Annotated in this window: 13 protein-coding genes; 6 read left to right on the forward strand and 7 right to left on the reverse strand. The window is 71.3% G+C overall.

Features of this window, described 5'->3' with window-relative positions:
- Positions 1–14: 14 nt before the first annotated feature.
- Positions 15–1,745, reverse strand: a complete 1,731-nt coding sequence (locus tag AC1MEY_RS14935) for an ABC transporter ATP-binding protein (RefSeq protein ID WP_480226282.1) — start codon at positions 1,743–1,745, stop codon at positions 15–17.
- The gene (locus AC1MEY_RS14940; protein WP_480226283.1) at positions 1,742–4,312 is read right to left on the reverse strand and encodes an ABC transporter ATP-binding protein/permease; all 2,571 of its coding nucleotides are present in this window, start codon (positions 4,310–4,312) and stop codon (positions 1,742–1,744) included. The genes AC1MEY_RS14935 and AC1MEY_RS14940 overlap by 4 nt, the downstream gene beginning before the upstream one ends.
- Positions 4,313–4,449: 137 nt before the next feature.
- On the opposite strand from AC1MEY_RS14940, the gene AC1MEY_RS14945 reads away from it, so the two are divergent.
- On the forward strand, positions 4,450–5,703 hold the full coding sequence (locus AC1MEY_RS14945; protein WP_480226284.1) for a cytochrome P450: 1,254 nt from the start codon (positions 4,450–4,452) through the stop codon (positions 5,701–5,703).
- Positions 5,703–6,275, forward strand: a complete 573-nt coding sequence (locus AC1MEY_RS14950; RefSeq protein WP_480226285.1) for a TetR/AcrR family transcriptional regulator — start codon at positions 5,703–5,705, stop codon at positions 6,273–6,275. Before AC1MEY_RS14945 ends, AC1MEY_RS14950 begins: the two co-directional genes overlap by 1 nt.
- A 1-nt stretch (position 6,276) precedes the next feature.
- On the opposite strand, the gene AC1MEY_RS14955 is transcribed toward AC1MEY_RS14950, so the two are convergent.
- The 3 genes from AC1MEY_RS14955 to AC1MEY_RS14965 all read right to left on the reverse strand — a co-directional run bounded on the left by AC1MEY_RS14955 (position 6,277) and on the right by AC1MEY_RS14965 (position 11,649).
- Positions 6,277–8,637, reverse strand: coding sequence for an arylsulfatase (locus AC1MEY_RS14955; protein ID WP_480226286.1), 2,361 nt, complete (start codon positions 8,635–8,637; stop codon positions 6,277–6,279).
- A 139-nt stretch (positions 8,638–8,776) separates the two neighbouring features.
- Positions 8,777–9,877, reverse strand: a complete 1,101-nt coding sequence (locus AC1MEY_RS14960; RefSeq protein WP_480231499.1) for an acyltransferase family protein — start codon at positions 9,875–9,877, stop codon at positions 8,777–8,779.
- An 86-nt stretch (positions 9,878–9,963) separates the two neighbouring features.
- Positions 9,964–11,649: a DEAD/DEAH box helicase gene (locus AC1MEY_RS14965; protein ID WP_480226287.1), complete on the reverse strand. Its 1,686-nt coding sequence runs from the start codon at positions 11,647–11,649 to the stop codon at positions 9,964–9,966.
- Positions 11,650–11,800: 151 nt separating this feature from the next.
- Between AC1MEY_RS14965 and AC1MEY_RS14970 the strand changes: the two genes are divergently transcribed.
- The 3 genes from AC1MEY_RS14970 (at position 11,801) to AC1MEY_RS14980 (ending at position 17,279) form a co-directional block, all read left to right on the forward strand.
- Entirely contained in the window at positions 11,801–12,346 is a 546-nt protein-coding gene (locus AC1MEY_RS14970; protein ID WP_480231500.1) for an LppP/LprE family lipoprotein, read from the forward strand.
- A gap of 127 nt (positions 12,347–12,473) precedes the next feature.
- A complete protein-coding gene (locus AC1MEY_RS14975; protein ID WP_480226288.1) occupies positions 12,474–15,908 on the forward strand; it encodes a TM0106 family RecB-like putative nuclease in 3,435 nt (1,144 codons plus the stop codon).
- A 12-nt stretch (positions 15,909–15,920) separates the two neighbouring features.
- Entirely contained in the window at positions 15,921–17,279 is a 1,359-nt protein-coding gene (locus AC1MEY_RS14980; protein WP_480226289.1) for an FAD-binding oxidoreductase, read from the forward strand.
- 90 nt (positions 17,280–17,369) lie between these two features.
- Here the strand turns inward: AC1MEY_RS14980 and AC1MEY_RS14985 are convergent, their stop codons facing one another.
- Positions 17,370–19,433 carry an MFS transporter gene (locus tag AC1MEY_RS14985; protein WP_480231501.1) on the reverse strand — a complete coding sequence of 688 codons (2,064 nt, stop codon included), beginning with the start codon at positions 19,431–19,433 and terminating at the stop codon, positions 17,370–17,372.
- Positions 19,434–19,711: 278 nt separating this feature from the next.
- Positions 19,712–21,025 (reverse strand): multidrug effflux MFS transporter, encoded by a 1,314-nt coding sequence (locus tag AC1MEY_RS14990; RefSeq protein ID WP_480226290.1) that lies wholly within the window; start codon positions 21,023–21,025, stop codon positions 19,712–19,714.
- Positions 21,026–21,183: 158 nt separating this feature from the next.
- Between AC1MEY_RS14990 and AC1MEY_RS14995 the strand changes: the two genes are divergently transcribed.
- The gene (locus AC1MEY_RS14995) at positions 21,184–21,927 is read left to right on the forward strand and encodes a hypothetical protein (protein ID WP_480226291.1); all 744 of its coding nucleotides are present in this window, start codon (positions 21,184–21,186) and stop codon (positions 21,925–21,927) included.
- Positions 21,928–21,946: the final 19 nt, after the last annotated feature.

Consider the following 21,946-nt stretch of genomic DNA (forward strand, 5'->3'; position numbering starts at 1 on the left):
GACCCTAGCAGGGGCTATCGGGATGCGATCTGCCACTCGGCGGCGGCGCGCTGCCGGCGCCAGAACTCCGCGAAGCGCCCACCGGCGGCGAGCAACTCGTCGATCGGCCCGTCCTCCACCACCCTGCCGTCCTCGACGAACAGCACGCGGTCGGCGCGCCGGATGCTCGCCATCCGGTGCGCGACGATCACCCGGGTCCGGGGCCGGCGGTCCGCGGCGAGGGCGTCGACGACGGCCGCCTCGTTCTCGGTGTCGAGCGCGCTGGTGGCCTCGTCGACGAGCAGCACCGGGGCCGGCTTCACCAGCGCCCGCGCGATGCTCACGCGCTGACGTTCGCCGCCGGAGAGCGCAGAGCCCGCCTCCCCGACGACCGTCTGATCGCCGTCGGGCAGCCGGGCGGTGAGTTCGTCGACGCGGGCGAGGCCGGTGGCCGTGGCGAGGGATTCTGCGTCGGCGGCCGGGTCGCCGACGAGCACGTTGTCCCGCACCGTCCCGTCGAACAGGTAGGGATGCTGGAACACCATGCTGACGGCGGCGCGTCGCGCCTCGGGATCCATGCTCGCGAGGTCGACGCCGTCGAACAGCACCCGGCCGTCGGTGGGCTGGTGCAGGCCTGCGATCAGCGCGAGGATGGTGCTCTTGCCGGATCCGGACGGACCCACGATGGCCGTCGTCGCGCCGGCGTCGAGGGTCAGGGTCAGCCCGTCCAGCACGTCCTCGCCGCCGTAGGAGAACCGGACCCGGTCGAACTCGATCCGCGGCGGCTCGGCCGCGGCGGGGACGTGGCCGCCGGACGCCATCGTGGGCGCGTCGAGCACCGTCGCGATCCTCGCGAGGGTCGCCCGCGTCGACTCGAGCGCGGGCGCCAGCTCGGCCAGCGCGGCGAACGGCTCGAGGTAGCGCGCGATCACGACGATCAGGGCGATCGCCTCGGGCACGCCCACGTCACCCCGGACGGTCAGCCACGTCGCCACGCCGGCGAAGGAGATCAGTGCCAGCTGGCTGGCGAGGCTGAACAGGAGCTGGCCGGGGATCTGCATGGTGAGCAGCCGCAGACCGGCGCCGTGCTGGGCCTCGAGCGCGGCGCCGACGAGGCTGCGGGCCGGTTCGACCCGACGCGCGGCGCGCAACGCCTGCTGGGTGCGGGCGAACTCGATGATGCGTTCGGTGAACGCGGTATTGGCCTCACCCGCCACGGCGTCGGCCGAGCGGGAGAGCCGGCCCGCGAGGCCGAGCGCACCGAGGAGCACCAGCACACCGGCCAGGGCGGCGAGGCCGAGCGGCACCGAGATCGTCAGCAGCGCAACGGCGATCGCGGCAGGTAGCAGTACCGCGCCGATCAGCGGCGTCAGCATGTTGACCAGCAGGCCGACGAGTTCGGGGCCGGTCGCGGCGATGGCCTGGCGGGCGGTCGCGGTGTTGTCACGGCCCAGCCAGTCCAGCCTGACCCGGGGCAGCCGGTCGGCCACGTCGTGCTGCGTGCCGTCCAGTACGGCGAAGCCGATGTCGAAACCGATTCTGGCGGTGACCGTGTCGACCACCCAGCCCGCGACCGTGGCGGCGGTGAGCCAGCCGAGCCAGGGCCAGGCGTCGGCGGGGTCGTCGCCGAACAGCGCGGCCACCAGCGGCACCAGCAGCACGGTGCCCGCCGCGCGCAGCAGCACCGAGACGACGGCGAGCGCCACGTAACCGCTCGCGGCGGTGCGCCGGTCGGCCGGGATGAGCACGAGCAGCGTGCGGATCATCGGCTCGCCTCCCCCGCCGAGGCGGTGGCGACGGGCCGGCCGGAGTCCCACAGCGCCCGGTATCGCCCGCCCGCCGCGAGAAGCTGGTCGTGGGTTCCGGTCTCGGCGACCGCGCCGTCGTCGAGGACGACGATCTGGTCGGCATGGGTGATGGTGTGCAGCCGGTGGGCGATGACGAGCACGGTGCGGTCACGGGTGAGCCGGTTGAGGGCCTGCTGGACGAGGTACTCCGATTCCGGGTCGGCGAAGGCCGTGGCCTCGTCGAGGATCAGCACGGGCGTGTCGGCGAGGATCGCGCGGGCGATGGTGAGCCGCTGGCGTTCTCCGCCCGACAGCCCGCTTCCCGAGCCCAGCACGGTGTCGTAGCCGTCCGGCATGCGCTGGATGCGCTCGTCGATCTGGGCGTCGCGGGCCGCGGCGCGGATCCGGTCGAGGCCGGCATCGGGGTCGGCCAGCGCGATGTTCTCGGCGACGGTGCCGTGGACGAGCTGCGTGTCCTGCAGCACGAAGCCGACGCGGCGGTACAGCTCGTCGGCGGTGAGCGTGCGGACGTCGTCGCCCCCGATGCTGATCGCGCCTCGGTGGACGTCGTGGAAGCGGGCCAGCAGGGCCGCCACCGTCGACTTGCCCGAGCCCGACGGGCCGACGAGCGCGGTGACGGTGCCGGGCGCCAGGGTGAGCGAGACGTCCTTGATCACCGGCACCTCCGGCCGGTAGCCGAACGTCACGCGGTCGAAGCGCACGGTGCCGGCCGGCGTCCCGCCCCTCGCGTCCCCGGTCTGGACGGTCAGATCGGGCTCGTCGAGCACGGCCTGCACGCGGCGGGCGGCGAGCATGCCGGTCTGGATGCCGCCAAGGCCGTAGCCGATGCCCAGCAGCCGGGCCCCGAACGTGGTGCCCAGGAACAGGAATGGCAGCAGGTCGACGGGTTCCATCCGGCCGGTCGTGATCAGCGCGGTGCCGGCGACCGCGATCAGCCACAGGAAGGTGGCGGGCCGGGTGACCAGGTCCATCAGCGTCTTCTTGCCCACGAACGGCCGCTGCCACGACACCAGGAACTCGATGTAGTCCTCGAGCCTGCGCCGGAAGGTCGACGCCGCCGCGCCGCCGAACACGCGCACGACGGGCTGGCCCTCGAGGTACGCGCCCGCCTCGCCGCTCATCCGCTCCGCCCAGCGGGGGGCCTGCTGAATCTTGCTGCCGGATTGAATCGTCATGACCGACATCAGGATCAGATACGCCAGCACGGGAACGAACAGCACCAGCGCGATGCGCCAGTCCACGATGAACAGGTACACCAGCACGGCCACCGGCGCGACCACGGCCGCGACGGCGTCGGGGATGGCGTGGGTGACGAGGTAGTGCAGCGCGAGCGTGTCGTCCTGCACTAGCTGCTTGACCGACCCCGAACCGCGGGCGGTGAACCAGCCCAGCGGCAGCCGCGACGTCTTCGTCAGCAGGCGACCTCGGAGGTCGCGGGCGAACGTCGCGTCGACGCGGTGCAGCCACCAGGTCAGCGTGGCCGCGAGGCCGGTACCGACGGCGAGCAGCACCACCGCGGCGATTCCCAGCGTCCCCAGTCGGCCGGAGTCGGCGCCCGACAACAGCAGTCGGGCCAGCTCCACCAGGAGCACGAACGGCGCCAGTTCGATCACCGTGATCACGCCCTGCAGCACGCCGGACACGACGAGTGGCGTCTTCACGGGGGCGAGCAGCCGGCCTGCCCCCTGGGCGCGCCAGTTGCCGCGGGCCGGGGGCGTCGGCACCGGTGCGGCGACGGGCGTCTCGGGCGCGGCCACCGGCGCCGGTTCGTCGCCGCGCTTCGTCCCCATCGCGCGGCCCTCGGTCCAGTACGCCTGCGCGTGGATCTCCTGCTTGGGGAAGCCGAACTCGTCGCGCAGACGCGTGCGCAGGTGTTTGAGCACGCCGGCCTCGGGACCGGCCCACGCGAACCAGTTCGACCAGTCCCGCGACTCGATGGCCGACGCCAGGGTGATCCCGTCGGCGGGGCGCACCCGGTGGACGCGGAGTCGCGGGTGCTCGGCGAGGGGGATGTCGAGGTCGTCGTCGTGGTGCTGCTCGAGGTAGACCTCGACGGGGATGTCGTGCGGAATCGCGCCGACGATGCCGTTGATGGCGGGCGTCGACGCGGCGTCCCCGATCAGCAGGTAACCGGCGGGCCGATCGGCCGGGTCGTCGGCGACGGCGAAGCCCTTGGATCCCATCGACATCGCGGCGACGGTTGCACCGGGTTCGACGGTGCGCGCCCAGGACGACGCCGGTCCCGCCGGATCGTGCAGGACGACGTCGATGGCGAAGTGGCCGGTGGACGTGTCGGCCTCGCTGATCGTGTAGGCGCGCTGGAACTCGGTCTCCGAGCCCTCGGGGTCGGGGAACCAGAACCGCAGCCACGACGTGGGTTCGGCGACCGCGTCGTCGAACACCGTCGGCGACACCATGCGGATGCGCAGGAAGTGCGGGGCGAGCCACTCCTTGCCCAGGACGGTCACCTCGTGGTCGCGTGCGCCGAACCCGCGCATCATCACGCCCTGCAGTCCGCGTGCCATCGATCCCCTTCCGCGACGTACCCCTCGACCGGACGCCGAGCCGGCCTACTAAGGCTAGCCTTACTCGACCGTCGGGTGGGCCGTCGGTCTCGGCAGCGGGTGTTGACATCTGCCCCGCCATGTCCTATCCATGAGACATGACAGCGCCGATGTCTCATGCCGCTGCGGCGCGGTTCCAGCTCGCGACCGCGGCGACGTGGCCCGACCCCTGGCCGACGTACCGGGCGCTGCGGGATCACGATCCCGTCCACCACGTCGTGCCCGAGGATCGCCCCGACCACGACTACTACGTGCTGTCGCGGCACGCGGACGTCTTCGCCGCCGCCCGCGACCACGAGACGTTCTCCTCGGCGGAGGGCCTGACCGTCAACTACGGCGAACTCGACCTCATCGGGCTGGCCGACAACCCGCCGATGGTCATGCAGGACCCGCCCGTCCACACCGAGTTCCGCAGGCTGGTCGCACGCGGGTTCACACCGCGGCAGGTCGAGGCCGTCGAACCGACGGTGCGGCAGTTCGTCGTCGACCGCATCGAGCGGCTCCGCGCGGACGGCGGCGGCGACGTCGTCGCCGACCTGTTCAAACCGCTGCCCTCGATGGTGGTGGCGCACTACCTCGGCGTCCCCGAGTCCGACCGCGACCAGTTCGACGGCTGGACCGACGCGATCGTCGCCGCCAACACCGCCGAGGGCGGCATCGGCGGCGCACTGGAGGGTCTCGGCGACGCCCTGGGCGGGATGATGGCCTACTTCACCGCGCTCATCGAACGACGCCGCGACGACCCGCGGGACGACACGGTGTCCCACCTGGTGGCCGCAGGCGTCGGCGCCGACGGCGACGTGGCCGGCGTCCTGTCGATCCTGGCGTTCACCTTCACGATGGTCACCGGCGGCAACGACACGACCACCGGAATGCTCGGCGGCTCGACGCAACTGCTGCACCAGCGGCCGGATCAGCGCAGGCTCCTCGCCGAGGAGCCCGGCCTGATCGGCGACGCGGTCGACGAGTTCCTCCGGCTCACCTCGCCGGTGCAGATACTGGGCCGCACCGTCACCCGCGACGTCACGATCGGCGACGTCACCATCCCCGAGGGCCGGCGCGTGATGCTGCTCTACGGATCGGCCAACCGCGACGAGCGCCAGTACGGCGACGACGCCGGCACCCTCGACGTCGGGCGCAGGCCACGCAACATCCTGACCTTCGGCCACGGCGCCCACCACTGCCTCGGCGCAGCCGCCGCCCGCATGCAGTCGCGGGTCGCGCTCGAGGAACTGCTGACCCGCATCCCCGACTTCGAGATCGACGAGGACCGCATCGTCTGGGCGGACGGCGGTTACGTGCGCCGGCCGCTGTCCATCCCGTTCACCGTCCTCCCGCGGGCGGCCCGGTGATGGCCGGCGACTGGCTGTCCGGCAGCCGGAGCGAGGCGGCCGTCGACCGCATCCTCGACGCGGCCGACGAACTGTTCGCCCACCGGGACGCGGCGGGCGTCGGCATGCACGACGTCGCCAAGGCGTCGGGATGCTCGCGGGCGACGCTCTACCGGTACTTCGAGAACCGCGACGCGCTCTACACCGCCTACGTGCACCGCGAGGCCCAGCGGGTGTTCCGGCACCTCGCCGACGAGCCCGTCGCCTCCGCCGATCCGGGCGACCGGATCGTGGCCGTCGTCCTCGCGGCGCTGCGCCGGGTCCGCGAGAGCCCGGCACTGTCGTCCTGGTTCGCACCCGCGCAGCGCCCGATCGGCGGCGAGATGGCCGACCGCTCGGAGGTGATCGGCGGACTGACCGAGGCGTACCTGACCGCGCTGGGCGTCGACGACGTCGAGCGCCGCGCCCGCTGGCTGGTCCGGATCATGGTGTCGCTACTGGTGTTTCCGGGACGCGACGAGGCCGACGAGCGCACCATGCTCGAGGACTTCGTGCTCCCCACGCTGGTGATCGGCGGCCGGGCGGCGCGCTGACCTACTGCCGGGCCATCGAGATGTTCAATTTGTCCTCGGCCGTCACCAGGTGATCGTGGCCGTCGTCCCCGATGTCGATCTTCGCCCACGCGATCTTGCCGGTGAATCGGTTGCCGTGCGGCCCGTAGTCCTGGGACGCGGGCGAGCCGGAGTCCGACCCGACGTCGCACGCCTCGTCGGCGGAGAACGCCATGGGCTCGGTCCGCTCCACCCGACCCGATCCCACTGCGCGACCGTCATGGTGCAGTGTGACCGTCCCGCCCTTGCCGAGACCGCCTCCGTCATAGACGAAGTGCATCGCCACCTCGTGCTCGCCCGCCGGTAACGCCTCGTCGGCGGTGACGTAGAAGTACTCGATGCCGAAGAAGTTGTAGCAGTACCGCAGCGCACCCTCGTGGGCGTAGAGCGACCAGCCTCCCACGCCGCCGCCCTGGGCGATGATCACACCGCTCGCACCCGAGTCGGGCACGGTGACGCGGGCGCTGACGGTGTGCGACCTGTTCTTGATGTTCAGGACACAGTTCTCCAGGAGACGCATGCCGGCGAACAGCGTCTGCGTCGTGCCGCGGATCAACTGCGGCCGACCGGCGATCTCCGGCAGGAAGCGCTCGACGGACCGGTCGTCGATGGGCAGCACGTTGTACTTCACGGCCTCGATCAGCCAGAGCCGTTGCATCTCGGCGAGTTTCGCAGGTTGCTCGGCGGCCAGGTCGCGCGCCTGCGACCAGTCGTCCGGGCCGTACAGTTCCCACCTGTCCTCGTCGAGGGCGGGCTGATCGGCCAGCCACGGCGTGCGGTGCTTGGTCACCGCGGTCCACCCCTGGTGGTAGACACCGCGATTGCCGAACATCTCGAAGTACTGCAGGTCGTGGGTCTCCGGCGCATCGCCGTCACGCAGGGTGCGCAGCATGCTCGTACCCTCCAGCGGCGCCTGCTGGATGCTGTTGACGATCGTGGGCGCGGGGATGCCGGCGGCCTCGAGGATCGTGGGCGCGACGTCGATCACGTGGTGGAACTGGTTGCGGGACACTCCCTTGTCGGTGAGGCCCGCCGGCCAGTGCACGATCGTGCCGTTGCGCGTGCCGCCCCAGTGCGAGGCGACCTGCTTGGTCCACTGGTACGGCGTGCACAGCGCATGCGCCCAGCCCACCGCGTAGTGGTTGTAGGCGTCGGCGGTGCCGAAGTCGTCGATCTTCGACAGCAGGAATTCATCCGTCTCGATGTCGGGAAGACCGTTCAGCGTCACCATCTCGTTGAAGCAGCCCTTCGGCGTGCCCTCGGCGGAGGCGCCGTTGTCGCCGAAGATGTAGTAGATCAGCGTGTCGTCGAGCGCGCCGAGGTCCTCGATCGCGTCGATCAGGCGGCCGATCTCGTAATCGGTCTGCTCGAGGAAGCCGGCGTAGATCTCCATCTGCCGCGCCAACACGGGCTTCAACTCGTCGGACATGTCGTCCCAGGCCGGGATCTCGTCGTGCCGCTCGGTCAGTTCGGCATCGGCGGGCACGACGCCGAGATCCTTCTCCCGCGCCAGGATCTGCTCGCGCAGCACGTCCCAGCCCTCGTCGAACTTCCCCGCGTACCTGTCGGACCACTCCTTGGGGACGTGGTGCGGAGCGTGCGTGGCGCCCGGCGCGTAGTACATGAAGAACGGCTTGTCCGGCGTCAGCGCCTGCTGCTGGCGCACCCAGGTGATCGCGCGATCGGCCAGGTCCTCGTTGAGCGTGTAGCCCTCCTCCGGCGTCTTCTCCGGTTCGACGGGCTTGGTGCCCTCGTACAGGCCCGGGTAGTACTGGTTGGCCTCACCGCCGATGAACCCGTAGAAGTGCTCGAAACCCGATCCGGTGGGCCACTGGCCGAACGGCCCGACCGGCGACACCTCCCACACCGGGACCTCGTGGCACTTGCCGAACTGGCTCGTCGAATACCCGTTGAGCCGCAACGTCTCGGCGATCGGCGCCTTGTCCTTGGGCCGGATGCTGCTGTACCCCGGCGCCGACGTGGCGATCTCCGTGATCCCGCCCATCCCGACCGAGTGGTGGTTGCGGCCGGTGAGCATCGCCTGGCGCGTCGGCGAACACAGCGCCGTGGTGTGGAAGCGGTTGAGCTTGAGTCCATTCGCGGCGAGCCGCTCGGCCACCGGCGTGTTGCACGGCCCGCCGAACGCGGTACTGGCACCGAAGCCCACGTCGTCGATCAGCACGATCAGCACGTTGGGCGCCCCCTCGGGCGGCCGCAGCATGGTGATCGGCGGGTAGGTGGTGTTCGGGTCCTTCGCGTCGTACGTCGTCAGTCCGACGTGCTGCGGGTCCGGGATGGGGAGGATGTCGCGCCGAACCGGGGGCGTCTGCCGAGGGGTGGACATCGCGGGCATCCGATCGCCGAAGTCATCGCCGGGCGGGCGATCCCGGAACCGTTGGCTCGAACCCGAGGGCCTCAGACTACGGTCGCTCGACGCCCCGCGCGGTGGTTTCCCGGTCGCGGATGATCTTGAATGACACGGGCTAGGACCGAACGCGGGTGAACCGGTGCAGCAGCCATGCCAGCGGCACCGTCACCGCCATCGTCGCGACGAACAACCAGACCACCGAGCCGGTGTAGATCGGGAAGTGCAGGATCTCGACCATCACCAACTCCATCGTGACGAGGTGGATCAGGAAGATCTCGTAGGAGATCTCGCCGAGGAACACCATCGGCCGGCTCGCCATCGCCCGCGCGAACAGCCCGCGGTCGCCGAGCGCCAGCGGCGCCACGATCAGGGTCGAGATGATGGCGTAGAAGAACGCCTTGGCGATGCCCTCGCGGAGTTCGGACGGCGACGTCGTCGGGGCACCGGTGATCGGCGTCGAGGCGATGAAGTAGCACACCAGCGCCAGCGGAATGCACACCAGCGCATAGGCGCGCACGCGCATCTCGCGCAGCACCGCGAGCAGCATGCCGCCCACGAACCACGCCAGATACGTCGGCAGCCAGAGCTTCGCGCCGTCGGGCAGGAAGTGCGTGACGTGCACCAGCACCAGCCACGCCGGCGTGAGGAGCGTCAGTGCCGCCAGTCCGCCGAGCAGCAGGCCCGGCCGCCACTGCCTGCGGCACAGCACCACCAGCAGGAGGTACGCCAGCAGCGGCAGCGCCACGTAGAACGCCGCCTCGACCGCGAGACTCCACATCTGGGTGAGCCCCTGATGCAGGAAGGTGATCCAGTAGTGGTCGGTGTAGATCTGCGTCAGGGTGAGGTTGCGGAACAACCCCTCCCACGTGTGTCCGGGGTTCGGTCCGGCGTAGCGGAAGTGGTACACCGCGTACGCGGCCAGCACCGTGACCACGTAGGCGGGCATGATCCGTCGCACGCGGTGCCAGGCGTAGCGGCGCACCGACGGCGCCGCGCGGCCGGACGCGGTGGCCCGCACCCACGGGCCGAACAGCAGGAACCCCGAGAGCACGAAGAAGACCGGCACGCCGATCTCCATGCGGGAGTAGATCAGTCCGACGTAGCCGTGCGTGTACTTGCCGGTGGTGTACGCCGCGTGGGTGAGGACCACCAGGATCGCGGCGAGCGCACGCACCCCCGTGAGGGAGTCGACGCGGCCCGGGCCGACGGACTCCAGGCCCCCCTCGGTCGCGTCGGGATCGGTGCCGGCCGGCTGCCGCGCTCCCCCCGGACCGTCTCCCGTCGCTCCGCTCGCCCGGAACGTCACTTCGGCTTGTTGCCTCGAAAGGGCTTGGGTCCGCGGTCCAGGGAGAGGTTGATCGGCATGCCCTGGATCTTCGTGTTCTCGAGCTTCTTCAGCGTCTCGCGGGAGAGCTTCTTGGGCAGTTCGACGAGCGAGTACTCCGGGCGGATCGAGATGTGCCCGAAGTCGCTGCGGTGCAGCCCACCCTCGTTGGCGATCGCGCCGACGATGGCACCCGGCATGACCTTGTGCCGCTTGCCGACCGCGATGCGGTAGGTGGCCAGGTCGTCGCGGGCGTCGCGACGCTTGCGCGGCGGCCCGTCGTCGCGGGAGTCCCGTTCGGGACGCTCGCGGCGCTTCTCCGGCGGCGGCTCGGTCATCAGGAACTCGCCGCCGTCGTGGCTCTGCAGCGCCAGGGCCGCGGCGACGTCGGCCATCGGCACGTCGTGGTCGCGTTCGTACTCCTGGATGAGCTTGCGGAACAGGTCGATGCCCGGGTTGGTCAGACCGTTGGTGATCGACTCGCGGAACTTCTCCACGCGCTGGGCGTTGACGTCGTCGACCGACGGCAGCTGCGACTCGACGAGCTTCTGCCGGGTCACCCGCTCGATCGACCCGAGCAGGTGTCGCTCGCGCGGCGAGACGAACAGCAGCGCGGTGCCCGCACGCCCGGCGCGGCCGGTGCGGCCGATGCGGTGCACGTAGGACTCGGGGTCGTGCGGGATGTCGTAGTTGAGCACGTGCGAGATGCGCTCGACGTCCAGGCCGCGGGCGGCGACGTCGGTGGCGACGAGGATGTCGATCGAGCCGTCCTTCAGCTGCGCGATGGTGCGCTCGCGGGCGGCCTGGGCGATGTCACCGTTGATGGCGGCGGCGTTGAAGCCGCGCGCCCGCAGCTTCTCGGCGACCTCCTCGGTGGCCTGCTTGGTGCGGACGAACACGATCATCGCCTCGAACGGCTCGACCTCGAGGAGCCGGGTGATCGCGTCCATCTTGCGGTGGCCCGATACCTGGATGTAGCGCTGGGTGATGTTCTCGGCGGTCTGGCTCTTCCCCTTGACAGTCACCTCGACCGGATCGTGCAGATACTTGCTGGTGATCTTGCGGATCGCCGGCGGCATGGTGGCCGAGAACAGCGCGACCTGCTTGTACTCCGGGGTCTCGGCGAGGATCTTCTCGACGTCCTCGGCGAAGCCCATCTGCAGCATCTCGTCGGCCTCGTCGAGCACCATGTAGTCGAGGTGCGAGACGTCGAGGCTGCCCTTCTCGAGGTGGTCGATCACGCGGCCGGGCGTACCGACCACGACCTGCGCACCCCGCTTCAGGCCGGCCAGCTGCGGGCCGTAGGACGTGCCGCCGTAGATGGGCAGCACGTTGACCCGCAGGTGGGCGCCGTAGCGGCTGAACGCCTCGGCGACCTGCAGCGCGAGTTCGCGGGTGGGCGCCAGCACGAGGGCCTGCGTGGCGCGGCTCTCCGTGTCGATCTTCGACAGGATCGGGATCGCGAACGCGGCCGTCTTGCCGGTTCCGGTCTGTGCGAGCCCGACCACGTCGGAGCCCGCCATCATCGCGGGGATGGTCTCGGCTTGGATGGCCGACGGCGACTCATAGCCGACGTCGGAGAGGGCCTGCAGCACCTTGGGGTGAATCTGCAGGTCGGCAAAGGTGGTCTCGGGGCCTGTGGCTTCCGACTCGGGCGACGTCATCGGTGTGTCAGTCTACGGCTTCGCAGACGCCGCACCCGCCTCGCGGCCAACGGGGCGGGTACCGTGCCGTGATGTGATGCGCTTGGGGCGAGCGAGGCGACGGGAAATCGGCACCGCGCGAGCGACGCGACGGGGAATTCGCGGCGCTGCCATCCCCCTGCTGGCCGCCGCGGCCGTGACCCTGGCGGGCTGCGGGTCCAGCGACTCCACCGTCTCCAAGACCCCCGAGGGCACCGTGCCCGTCGGCCCGACGACGAGCGCCCCGCCGCCACCCGATCCGACCGTCGCCGCGGGCCCCACGACCGCGCCCGCCCCCGCCGATCCCTGCGCGGTGAACCTCGCCGCCCCCGAGATCGCGAAGGCCGTGTCCGACCTCCCCCGCGACCCGCGCAGCAATCAGCCGTGGAGTCCCGAGCCGCTGGCGGGCAACTACAACGAGTGCGCGCCGCTGTCGGCCGTGATCATCAAGGCCAACACCAACGCCGCCAACCCCAACACCCGCGCCGTGCTGTTCCACCTCGGCAAGTTCATCCCCACCGGCGTCCCGGACACCTACGGGTTCAACGGCATCGACGACGCCGCGACCACCGGCGACACCGTGGCCCTGATGTACTCCAGCTCGACCAGCGGGCTCAAGAGCACCGTGCGGTTCCGGTGGAACGGCAGCGGCGTGGAGTTGATCGGCAACACGGGCTAGCTTGGCTCGACCGCTTGGCGCCGAGACTGCGGTGAGATCGTCGACGCGGCCGAAAACGCGATCTCCCAGCAGTCTCGGCGGCGCGGGGGCGGCGGACGCGTCGGACCCCTGACCTACAGTGGCGAACGTGTTCTTGACCGGGGGGGACGATCGTCAAGTCGTCTACAGCGCATCGGATCTCGCCGCCGCCGCGCGGTGCGAGTATGCGCTGCTGCGGTCGTTCGACGCGCAACTCGGGTGGGGGCCGAAGGTGTCGTCCGACGACGAGCTGCTCGCCCGCACCGCTCAGCTGGGCCTCGACCACGAACGGCGCCACCTCGACGAGCTGCGCGACGAGACGGCCGACGCGGACGACAACGTCGTCGTCATCGGCAAGCCGCGCTACACCGTCGAGGGGCTGACCGCCGCTGCCGACGCCACCCGCGCAGCGGTCGACAGGCGAGCGCCCGCGATCTACCAGGCGGCGATGTTCGACGGCAGCTTCGTCGGGTTCGCCGACTTCCTGGTGTTCGACGACGGCCGCTACCGGCTCCGCGACACCAAACTGGCCCGCTCGGTGAAGGTGGAGGCGCTGCTGCAGCTCGCCGCCTACGCCGACACCCTCGCCCGCAGCGGCGTCCCCGTCGCCGACGAGGTCGAACTCGTCCTCGGTGACAGCACGATCGCCACCTACCGCGTCGACGAGCTGCTGCCCGTCTACCTGCCCCGCCGCGACGCCCTCGAGCGCCTGCTCGACGACCACCTCGCCGGCGGGTCGGCGGTCGAGTGGGCCGACGAGGGGGTGCGCGCCTGCTTCCGGTGCCCCGAGTGCGAGGTCCAGGTGCGCGCGACCGACGACCTGCTGCTCGTCGCGGGCATGCGGGTGACCCAGCGCGCCCGGCTCCTCGACGCGGGAATAACCACCGTGCACGAGCTGGCGGCCCACGACGGTCCCGTCTCGGAGGTCTCGACCAGGACGCTCGGCGCGCTCACCGAGCAGGCGCGCCTGCAGGTCGCCGAGCGCGTCGACGGCAAGCCGCCCTACCGCGTCATCGACGCGCAGCCGCTGATGGTGCTGCCCGACGCCGACAAGGGCGATCTGTTCTTCGACTTCGAGGGCGACCCGCTGTGGACGGTCAACGGCCGGGAGTGGGGTCTCGAGTACCTGTGGGGCGTGCTCACCGTCGACGGCGAGTTCACCCCGTACTGGGCCCACGACCGCGCCAGCGAGCGGCAGGCGCTGATCGACTTCCTCGCCTTCGTGCGCAAGCGGCTCAAGCGCCACCCCGGGATGCACGTCTACCACTACGCGGCCTACGAGACGAGCACGCTGCTCCGACTGGCGGGACGGTACGGCGTCGGCGAGAACGACGTCGACGACCTGCTCCGCAACGGCGTCCTGGTCGACCTCTACCCGTTGGTGCGCAAGAGCATTCGGGTGGGCGCGGAGAGCTACAGCATCAAGTACCTCGAGCCGCTCTACATGGGCAACGAGTTGCGCAGCGGCGAGGTCACCACGGCCACCGACTCGATCACGCAGTACGCCCGCTTCTGCGCGCTGCGCGACGAGGGACGGACCGACGACGCCGCCGCCGTGCTCAAGGACATCGAGGACTACAACCGCTACGACTGCCGCTCCACGCGCCGGCTGCGCGACTGGCTGATGGCGCGCGCCATCGAGTCGGAGGTGCCGCCGCGCGGCCCGCAGCCGGTCCGCGACGCCGCCGCGACGGCGCCCGTCGAGATCGCCGACGGCCTCGAGCGCACGCTGATGCGGTTCGCGGGTGACGGTGTCGAGGAGCGCACCGCGGAACAGACTGCGGTGGCGATGATCTCGGCGGCGCGCGGATACCACAAGCGGGAGGACAAGCCGTTCTGGTGGTCGCACTTCGACCGCGTCAACAGCCCCGTCGAGGAGTGGTCCGACAACGGGTGCGTCTTCGTCGCCGACCGGGCGGAGGTGGTCGCGGACTGGCATCAGCCGCCGCGGGCCCGCAAGCCGCAGCGCCACGTGCGGCTGTTCGGCGAGATCGCCAACGGGGACCTGTCGCGCGACATGTTCGCCCTCTACGACCCGCCCGCACCCGCCGGCACCGCCGAGGATCCCGACCGGCGCGGCTTCGCGGGCGTCGACGTGCTGGAGTGCGACAACCCCGAGGCGCCCACCGAGGTCATCGTCGTCGAGAAGCAGCCCAAGGGCGGCGACGTGTTCGACCAGCTGCCCTTCGCGCTCACCCCCGGCCCGCCCATCAACACCAAACCGCTGCAGGAGTCGATCGCCACCACCGCCGCCTTGATCGGCGCAGGGTTGCCGAACCTGCCGGCGGACGCCGTCACCGACATCCTGCTGCGACGGCCACCGCGCACCCTGGGCGGCGGTCCCCTGCCGCGCACCGGGGTCGCCGCCGACGACATCACCGCGGCGCTGCTCGACCTCGACTCGTCGTACGTCGCGGTGCACGGCCCGCCCGGCACCGGCAAGACCTACACATCGGCGAAGGTGATCGCCCGACTGGTGAACCAGCATCACTGGCGCATCGGCGTGGTCGCCCAGGCGCACGCCGTGGTCGAGAACCTGTTCGCCGACGTCCTGCGCGCCGGGGTCGACGCGGCGCAGGTCGGCAAGAAGAAGAGTCCCGACGCGCCGTGGCAGGACGTGAAGGAGAAGGACTATCCCTCCTTCGTCGCCGACCACGACGGCTGCGTGATCGGCGGCACCGCATGGGACTTCGCCAACGACGCCCGCGTCCCGCGCGACAGTCTCGACCTCCTGGTGATCGAGGAGGCGGGCCAGTTCAGTCTGGCGAACACGATCGCCGTCGCGGCGTCGGCCCGGAACCTGCTGCTGCTCGGCGACCCGCAGCAGCTCCCCCAGGTCAGCCAGGGCACCCACCCCGAGCCGGTCGACCGGTCGGCGCTGGGTTGGCTGGTCGACGGCCACCACACGCTGCCGCCGGAGCGCGGCTACTTCCTGGACCTGTCCTACCGCATGCATCCCGACGTGTGCGGTCCGGTGTCGCGGCTGTCGTACGACGGCCGGCTGTCGTCGGCGGCGTCGGTCAGCGGCGCCCGGCGTCTCGAGGGCGTCGCGCCGGGTGTGCGGGTGCTCGAGGTCGATCACGACGGGAACTCGACCGACAGTCCCGAGGAGGCCGACGCGATCGTCGCGGCGATCCGGCGGCTACTCGGCGCCACGTGGACCGACGAGGACGGCCCCGTACCCCTCGCGGCGGGGCACGTCCTGGTCGTCACGCCGTACAACGCCCAGGTCGTGACGGTGCGCCGCCGCCTCGACGCCGCCGGCCTCACCGACGTGGAGGTCGGCACCGTCGACAAGTTCCAGGGCCGGCAGGCCCCGGTGGTGTTCGTGTCGATGACGGCGTCGACGGCTGCCGACGTGCCGCGGGGAATCTCGTTCCTGCTCAACAGGAACCGGCTCAACGTGGCGGTCAGTCGGGCCAAGTACGCCGCGTTCGTCGTCCGGTCCGCCTACCTGACCGAGTACCTGCCGTCGACACCCGACGGGCTGATCGGACTCGGCGCCTTCCTGTCCCTGGCGACACCGCCCACCGTCGACCTGTGATACACCCGGGCGGTGACCGAAGCGCTGCTCACCCGGCTGACTGAGATCGTCGGCGCGCGCCACGTCAGCACCGATCCCGACGTCCTCGCCGGCCGGTGCGTCGACTACACCGGGCGCTACAGGGGCCGGGCCTCGGCGCTGGTCCGGCCCGCCTCCGCCGACGAGGTGGCCGCGGCGCTGGTGGCGTGCCGCGACGCGGGCGTTCCGGTGACGGTGCAGGGCGGCCGGACGTCACTGGTCGCGGGGACGGTGCCGGAACACGACGACGTGCTGCTGTCCACCGAGCGGCTCACCGAGATCGGCCCCGTCGACACCCGCGAACGCCGCGTCCGGGCCGGCGCGGCAGTCACCGCCGCCGCGCTGCAGCACGCCGCCTCCCGCGAGGGCCTGGTCTTCGGGGTGGACCTGGCCTCCCGCGACAGCGCGACGATCGGCGGCATGGCCTCGACGAACGCGGGCGGCCTGCGCACCGTGCGGTACGGCAACACGTCCGAACAGATCCTCGGCCTCGACGTCGCGCTGCCCGACGGGTCAATCGTGCGGCGCCACAGCGACGTTCGCAGCGACAACACCGGATACGACCTGACGTCGCTGTTCGTCGGCGCGGAGGGGACGCTCGGCGTCATCACCGCGGTCGACGTCCGGCTGCACCCGGCGCCGGCCCACCGGGTGACGGCGGTCGCCGGCTTCGCCGACCTCGAGGCGCTGCTCGCCGTCGGCCGGGAGTTCCGCGACGCCGACGGGATCGCCGCGTGTGAGCTGATCGACGCACGCGCGAGCGCGCTGACACACGAGCACCTCGGCATCGGCGCTCCCGTCGGCGGTGCGTGGCAGCTGCTCGTCGAACTGGCGGGTGACACCGATCAGACCGAGCGCCTCGCCGAACTGCTCGAGCACGCCGACCTCGTCGGTGAGCCCGCCGTCGGGGTGGACGGCGCTGCGTCGCAACGCCTCTGGGCGGTCCGCGAGGGCATCGGCGACGTTCTGGGCGTCTACGGGCCGCCGCTCAAGTTCGACGTGTCGCTGCCGCTGGCCGCCGTCGACGGGTTCGCGACGGCCGCCACCGCACTCGCGGCGGAACACGCGCCCGACGCCATCCCCGTGCTGTTCGGCCACGTCGGCGAGGGCAACCTGCACCTGAACCTGGTGCGCTGCACCCTCGACGCCGCTGCCGAGCACGCGCTGTACGCGGCGATGATGGCGCTGATCGCCGACCACGGCGGCAACGTCAGCAGCGAGCACGGCGTCGGGAGCCGCAAACGCGACTACCTGTCGATGTCGCGCACCGATGCCGACATCGCGGCCATGCGCGCGGTGAAGGCGGCGTTCGATCCCGACGGCTACCTCAACCGCGCGGTGCTGTTCGGCTGATCCCGGCGAGCACGCGTGAACTCCCCTGAACCGGGGGCAACGAGGGAAGTTCACTGGAGCCGCTTGCGGACTGCTCGCGGAGGACCGGATCTACTCCCGGAACGGCATCGAGTGCTTGCCGTAGGTGCCCGCGTCGCCCTCGCCGCGGCTGTGCCGCCCGCCCGAGGTCGCCTCATCGACGTGAAAGCCGTTGTGCGACACGGCTTCGGACGGTGGCGGATCGAGCAGCGCGTCCAACATGGAGCGCCACGGACGGTCGCCGTCGTCGTGCGGCGCACCGTTGCGCGGCAGACCGTCGAGTTCGACGCCGTTCTGCCGGATCGGGGCGACGACGACGGGATGCACGTCGGTGACCTCCTCGACGGCGACCGGCGCCGGGTCGGGTGACAGAGACGGCGCGGGCCCGGGCGGGGCCGGGGCGTCCGGTGTCATCGCGTCCGGTGTCATGGCGTCGGCGTCCGACTCGAAGAGGTGCTCCCAGGAGTCGACCGGGCCGCCGCGCCACTCGTCGGCGGGCGCGGGCAGCGGGTGCTCGACGTGCGCGACGAACCGGTCCGTCGCGGTGTCGTCGGCCGGCGGTACGGGCACGGCGGGGACCACCGGGGACGCCGGTGCCGCGACGGCCGTCGAGTGCACGTGCCCGTGATCGGCCCAGTCGACGGTGTACTCGACGTAGTCGTCGTCGTCGCGGAAGTAGTCGTGGTCGGCGCGCGGGGACCGGTCGCCGTCCCGCAGCGGCCGGAAGGTGCCGGGCAGGGCCGGCTCGCTGCCGGAGCCGCGCAGGAAGATGGCAGCGACGACGCCGAGCAGCGACACGAACGCCGGCAGCAGGAGCGACTGCGACAGCGCGGCGGCGAACGGAACCTGAAGGGCCTCGGGCAGTTCCGTGACGGCCGCCGCCTCGCCCGCAGGCCCGGAACCACCGCCGGGCATCTCGGCGGCGATCCGCGACGTCATGAACGCGGCGATGCCGGCGCTGCCCAGCACGCCGCCGACCTGACGCGTCGTGTTGTAGACGCCCGATCCGGCGCCGGCGAGGTCGGGCGGCAGGTGACGGGTGGCCGTCGCGGCGAGCGGCGACCAGATGAACGCCATGCCGATGCCGACCAGCGTCAGCGGGAGGACGAGTCGCCAGATCGGCGTCGTGTCCGTCATCTCCACCGACAGCCACGTCAGCGCGATGGCGAGTGCCGAGAAGCCGAAGCCGACGATCGGGGTGGGCGGGTACCGGTCCACCAGCTTGCCGACCACCGGCGCCAGCCCACCCGAGGCGAGGGCCATCGGCGCGGTGAGCAGCGCGGCGCGCGTCGGCGACAGTCCCGCCACGGCCTGCGCGTAGAACATCAGCGGCAGGATCATCGCCGTCACGGCGAAGCCGATCACCGAGATCCCGACGTTGGACAGGCTGAAGTCGTTGTCGCGGAACATCCGCAGCGGGATCAGCGGCTCCCGCGGGTTGACCGACTGCCAGTAGACGAACGCCACGAACGCACCGACGCCCGCGACGGCGGTGCCCCAGATCCACGGTGCCCAGTCGTGCGACTGGCCCTCCTGCAGCGCGAAGACGATCAGGAACATGCCGATGCCCGACAGCAGCACGCCGGGCACGTCGAACCCGCGCGTCTCGGTGGGCAGCGACGGCACCAACCAGTACGCGAGCGCCAGACCGACGATGCCGATGGGCACGTTGACGATGAAGATCCAGTGCCAGCCCAGCCCGTCGACCAGCACGCCACCCGCCAGCGGGCCGACGAGCGTGGCGACGCCGGCGGTGGCGCCCCAGATGCTCAGTGCGACACCGCGACGGTCGGCGGGGAACAGCCGGGTGATCGTCGACAGCGTCTGCGGCGTGAGCAACGCGGCACCGACGCCCTGCACGACGCGCGCGGCGATCAGCATCTCGACGCTGCCCGACAGTCCGCACCACAGCGACGCGGCGGTGAACACGAACAGGCCGACGAGGTAGAGGTTCTTCGGTCCGTACCGGTCACCGAGCCGGCCCGCGAGCAGCAGCGGCACCGCGTAGGCGAGCAGGTAGGCACTGGTCACCCAGATGACCGCGTCGTAGTCGGTCTGCAGGTCGGCCATGATCGACGGATTCGCGACCGCGACGATCGTGGCGTCGACCAGGATCATGAAGAAGCCGACCATCATCGCCCACAGCGCGTGCCAGGGATTGGCCGACTGCGGCGTGGTCGCCCGGATACGGCGCAGGGCGTCGACGGCGGCGGTCACGACCGGTGTCCTGGCGTGCCGTCGACGACGAGCGGCGCACCCACGCGCGGGGTGGCCGGGAGGTGGGCGGGCCGGAGCGCCGCCCTCGACGGGTGTGTCTGCACGGGTCTCACTGGGGGTCCATGTCCATCAGGTCGAACGAGCCAACCCGACGCTACGGACGGTCGGGGACGACGACAAGTCGGTGTCGGCGGTGCTCAGACCGCCTCGCCGACCACCTCGGGCATCGCCGGGTCGGCCGTCTCGGCGTCTGCGGAGGCGTCCGCGCGCGTCGCCCCGGAGGCCAGCAGCGCGACGAGCGCGATGACCACGCCGGCGGTCATCACCACCGCGAGCGCCAGCTCGTCGTTGCCGAGGACGCCGACCAACGGTGCGACCAGGGCGCCGAGCCCGAACTGCGCGGCCCCCAGCAGCGCGGCCGAGGTGCCCGCCGCTTCCTGGTGGCGCGTGAGCGCGATCGCGGGCGCGTTGGGCAGCACCAGACCGGTCGCGGCCAGGATCAGCCATACCGGGACCACGAACGCCGCGAGACCGCCGACGTTCGACACGGCCAGGCCGACGAACACGAACCCGAGGATCGCCGACACGATCAGTGCGCGCACGACGATGTACTGCGGGGTGAAGCGACGCAGCAGCACCACGTTGAACTGGGTGGCGCCGATCAATGCGACCGCACCGGCACCGAAGACCAGCGCGAACGCCTGCTGATCCAGCCCGTAGCGGCCCTGCAGGACGAACGACGCGCCGGCGATGTAGGCGAACAGTCCCGACATGCCGAGCGCCGCGACGACCACCAGGGTCACGAACTTGGTGTCCCGGAGCAGTCCGCCGTACGTGGTGACGATGCCCTTGACGCGCAGCGGTCGGCGGTGGGCGGCGGGCAGCGTCTCGGGCAGGGCGAGCGCCGCGAGCAGCAGCAGCAGCCCGGCGAGGACCACGAGCGCCGCGAACACCCAGTGCCACGACCCGTGCAGCAGCACCGCCGCACCCAGCGACGGCGCCAGCACGGGGGCCACGCCGAGCACCAGCATCAACCGCGACATCACGGTGGCCGCGGCCGAACCGGAGAACAGGTCGCCGACGATCGCGATCGAGACGACCATCGTGGCGGCCGCACCCATGCCCTGCAGACCACGGGCGATGCCGAGCATCGCGACGTTGGGCGCCAGCAGGCACAACACCGACGCGATCATGTGCACGACGATGCCGACCATCAGCGGGCGGCGGCGGCCCAGCGAGTCCGACAGCGGACCGATGACGAGCTGTCCCAGCGCGAGGCCGGCCAGGGTGCCGGTGAGCGTCAGCTGGATCATCGACGACGACACGGACATCTCGTCGGCGATCTTCGGCAGCGCCGGCAGGTACATGTCGATTGTGAGCGGTCCCAGCGCCACCAGCAGGCCGAGGACGACGATCATCCGGGTCCGGTTCGGCACCTGGGCAGGGGCCGATCCGTCGTCGATCGCCGTCGTGCCGGCGCTGCGAAGGTCCACGTGCTGCGATGCTGCCATGACGATGGTTAGCAATGCATATCAATATTCTGTTCCCGCAGGGCGTAGGACGCCGACGGTGATCAGCGTCACGACCGGGCACGCGGCCTCCGTCGTCGTTCGTTGATCGGGCGTTAGCCTGGAGGTTCAGCGGTTCGACACAGGGAGGGGCCGGACTCGTGAGCGCACGGTTTCGCACCAGGGATTCGCAACCGGACGGCGGCGACGAGAACCCGAGCGCCGCGGTCAAGGCGCTGTCCCAGATCATCGAGCGGGGTGCCCGCGTCCAGGGCCCCGCGGTCAAGGCCTACGTCGACAGACTGCGCGACGCCAACCCGGGCGCGACGCCGATCGAGATCGTCGCCAAGCTGGAGAAGCAGTACGTCGCGATGGTGACGGCCAGCGGCGCGGCGGTCGGGTCGGCGGCGGCGTTCCCCGGCATCGGCACGCTCGTCGCGATGTCGGCGGTCGCCGGCGAGACCGTGGTGTTCCTCGAGGCCACCGCCGTCTACGTGCTCGCGCTGGCCGAGGTGTACGGCATCCCCGCCGAGCACCGCGAGCGCCGGCGCGCACTGGTGCTGGCCGTGCTGGTGGGCGAGGACGGCAGGCACGCGGTGATGGACCTCGTCGGGCCCGGCCGCACCAGCGGCGCGTGGCTCGCCGACGGCGCCGCGTCGCTCCCGCTGCCCGCGGTGTCGCAGCTGAATTCGCGGCTGCTCAAGTACTTCGTCAAGCGCTACACCCTCAAGCGCGGCGCGATCGCGTTCGGCAAGCTGCTGCCGGTCGGGGTCGGCGCCGTGGTCGGCGGTGTCGGCAACCGGATGATGGGCAAGAAGATCATCTCGAACTCCCGAACCGCGTTCGGCCCGCCGCCGCAGCGGTGGCCGTCGACGCTGCGGGTGCTGCCGGCCCCCGATCGGTAGCCGTTCACCGCGCCCACCC

Source organism: Mycobacterium sp. PTI7 (assembly GCF_056679845.1).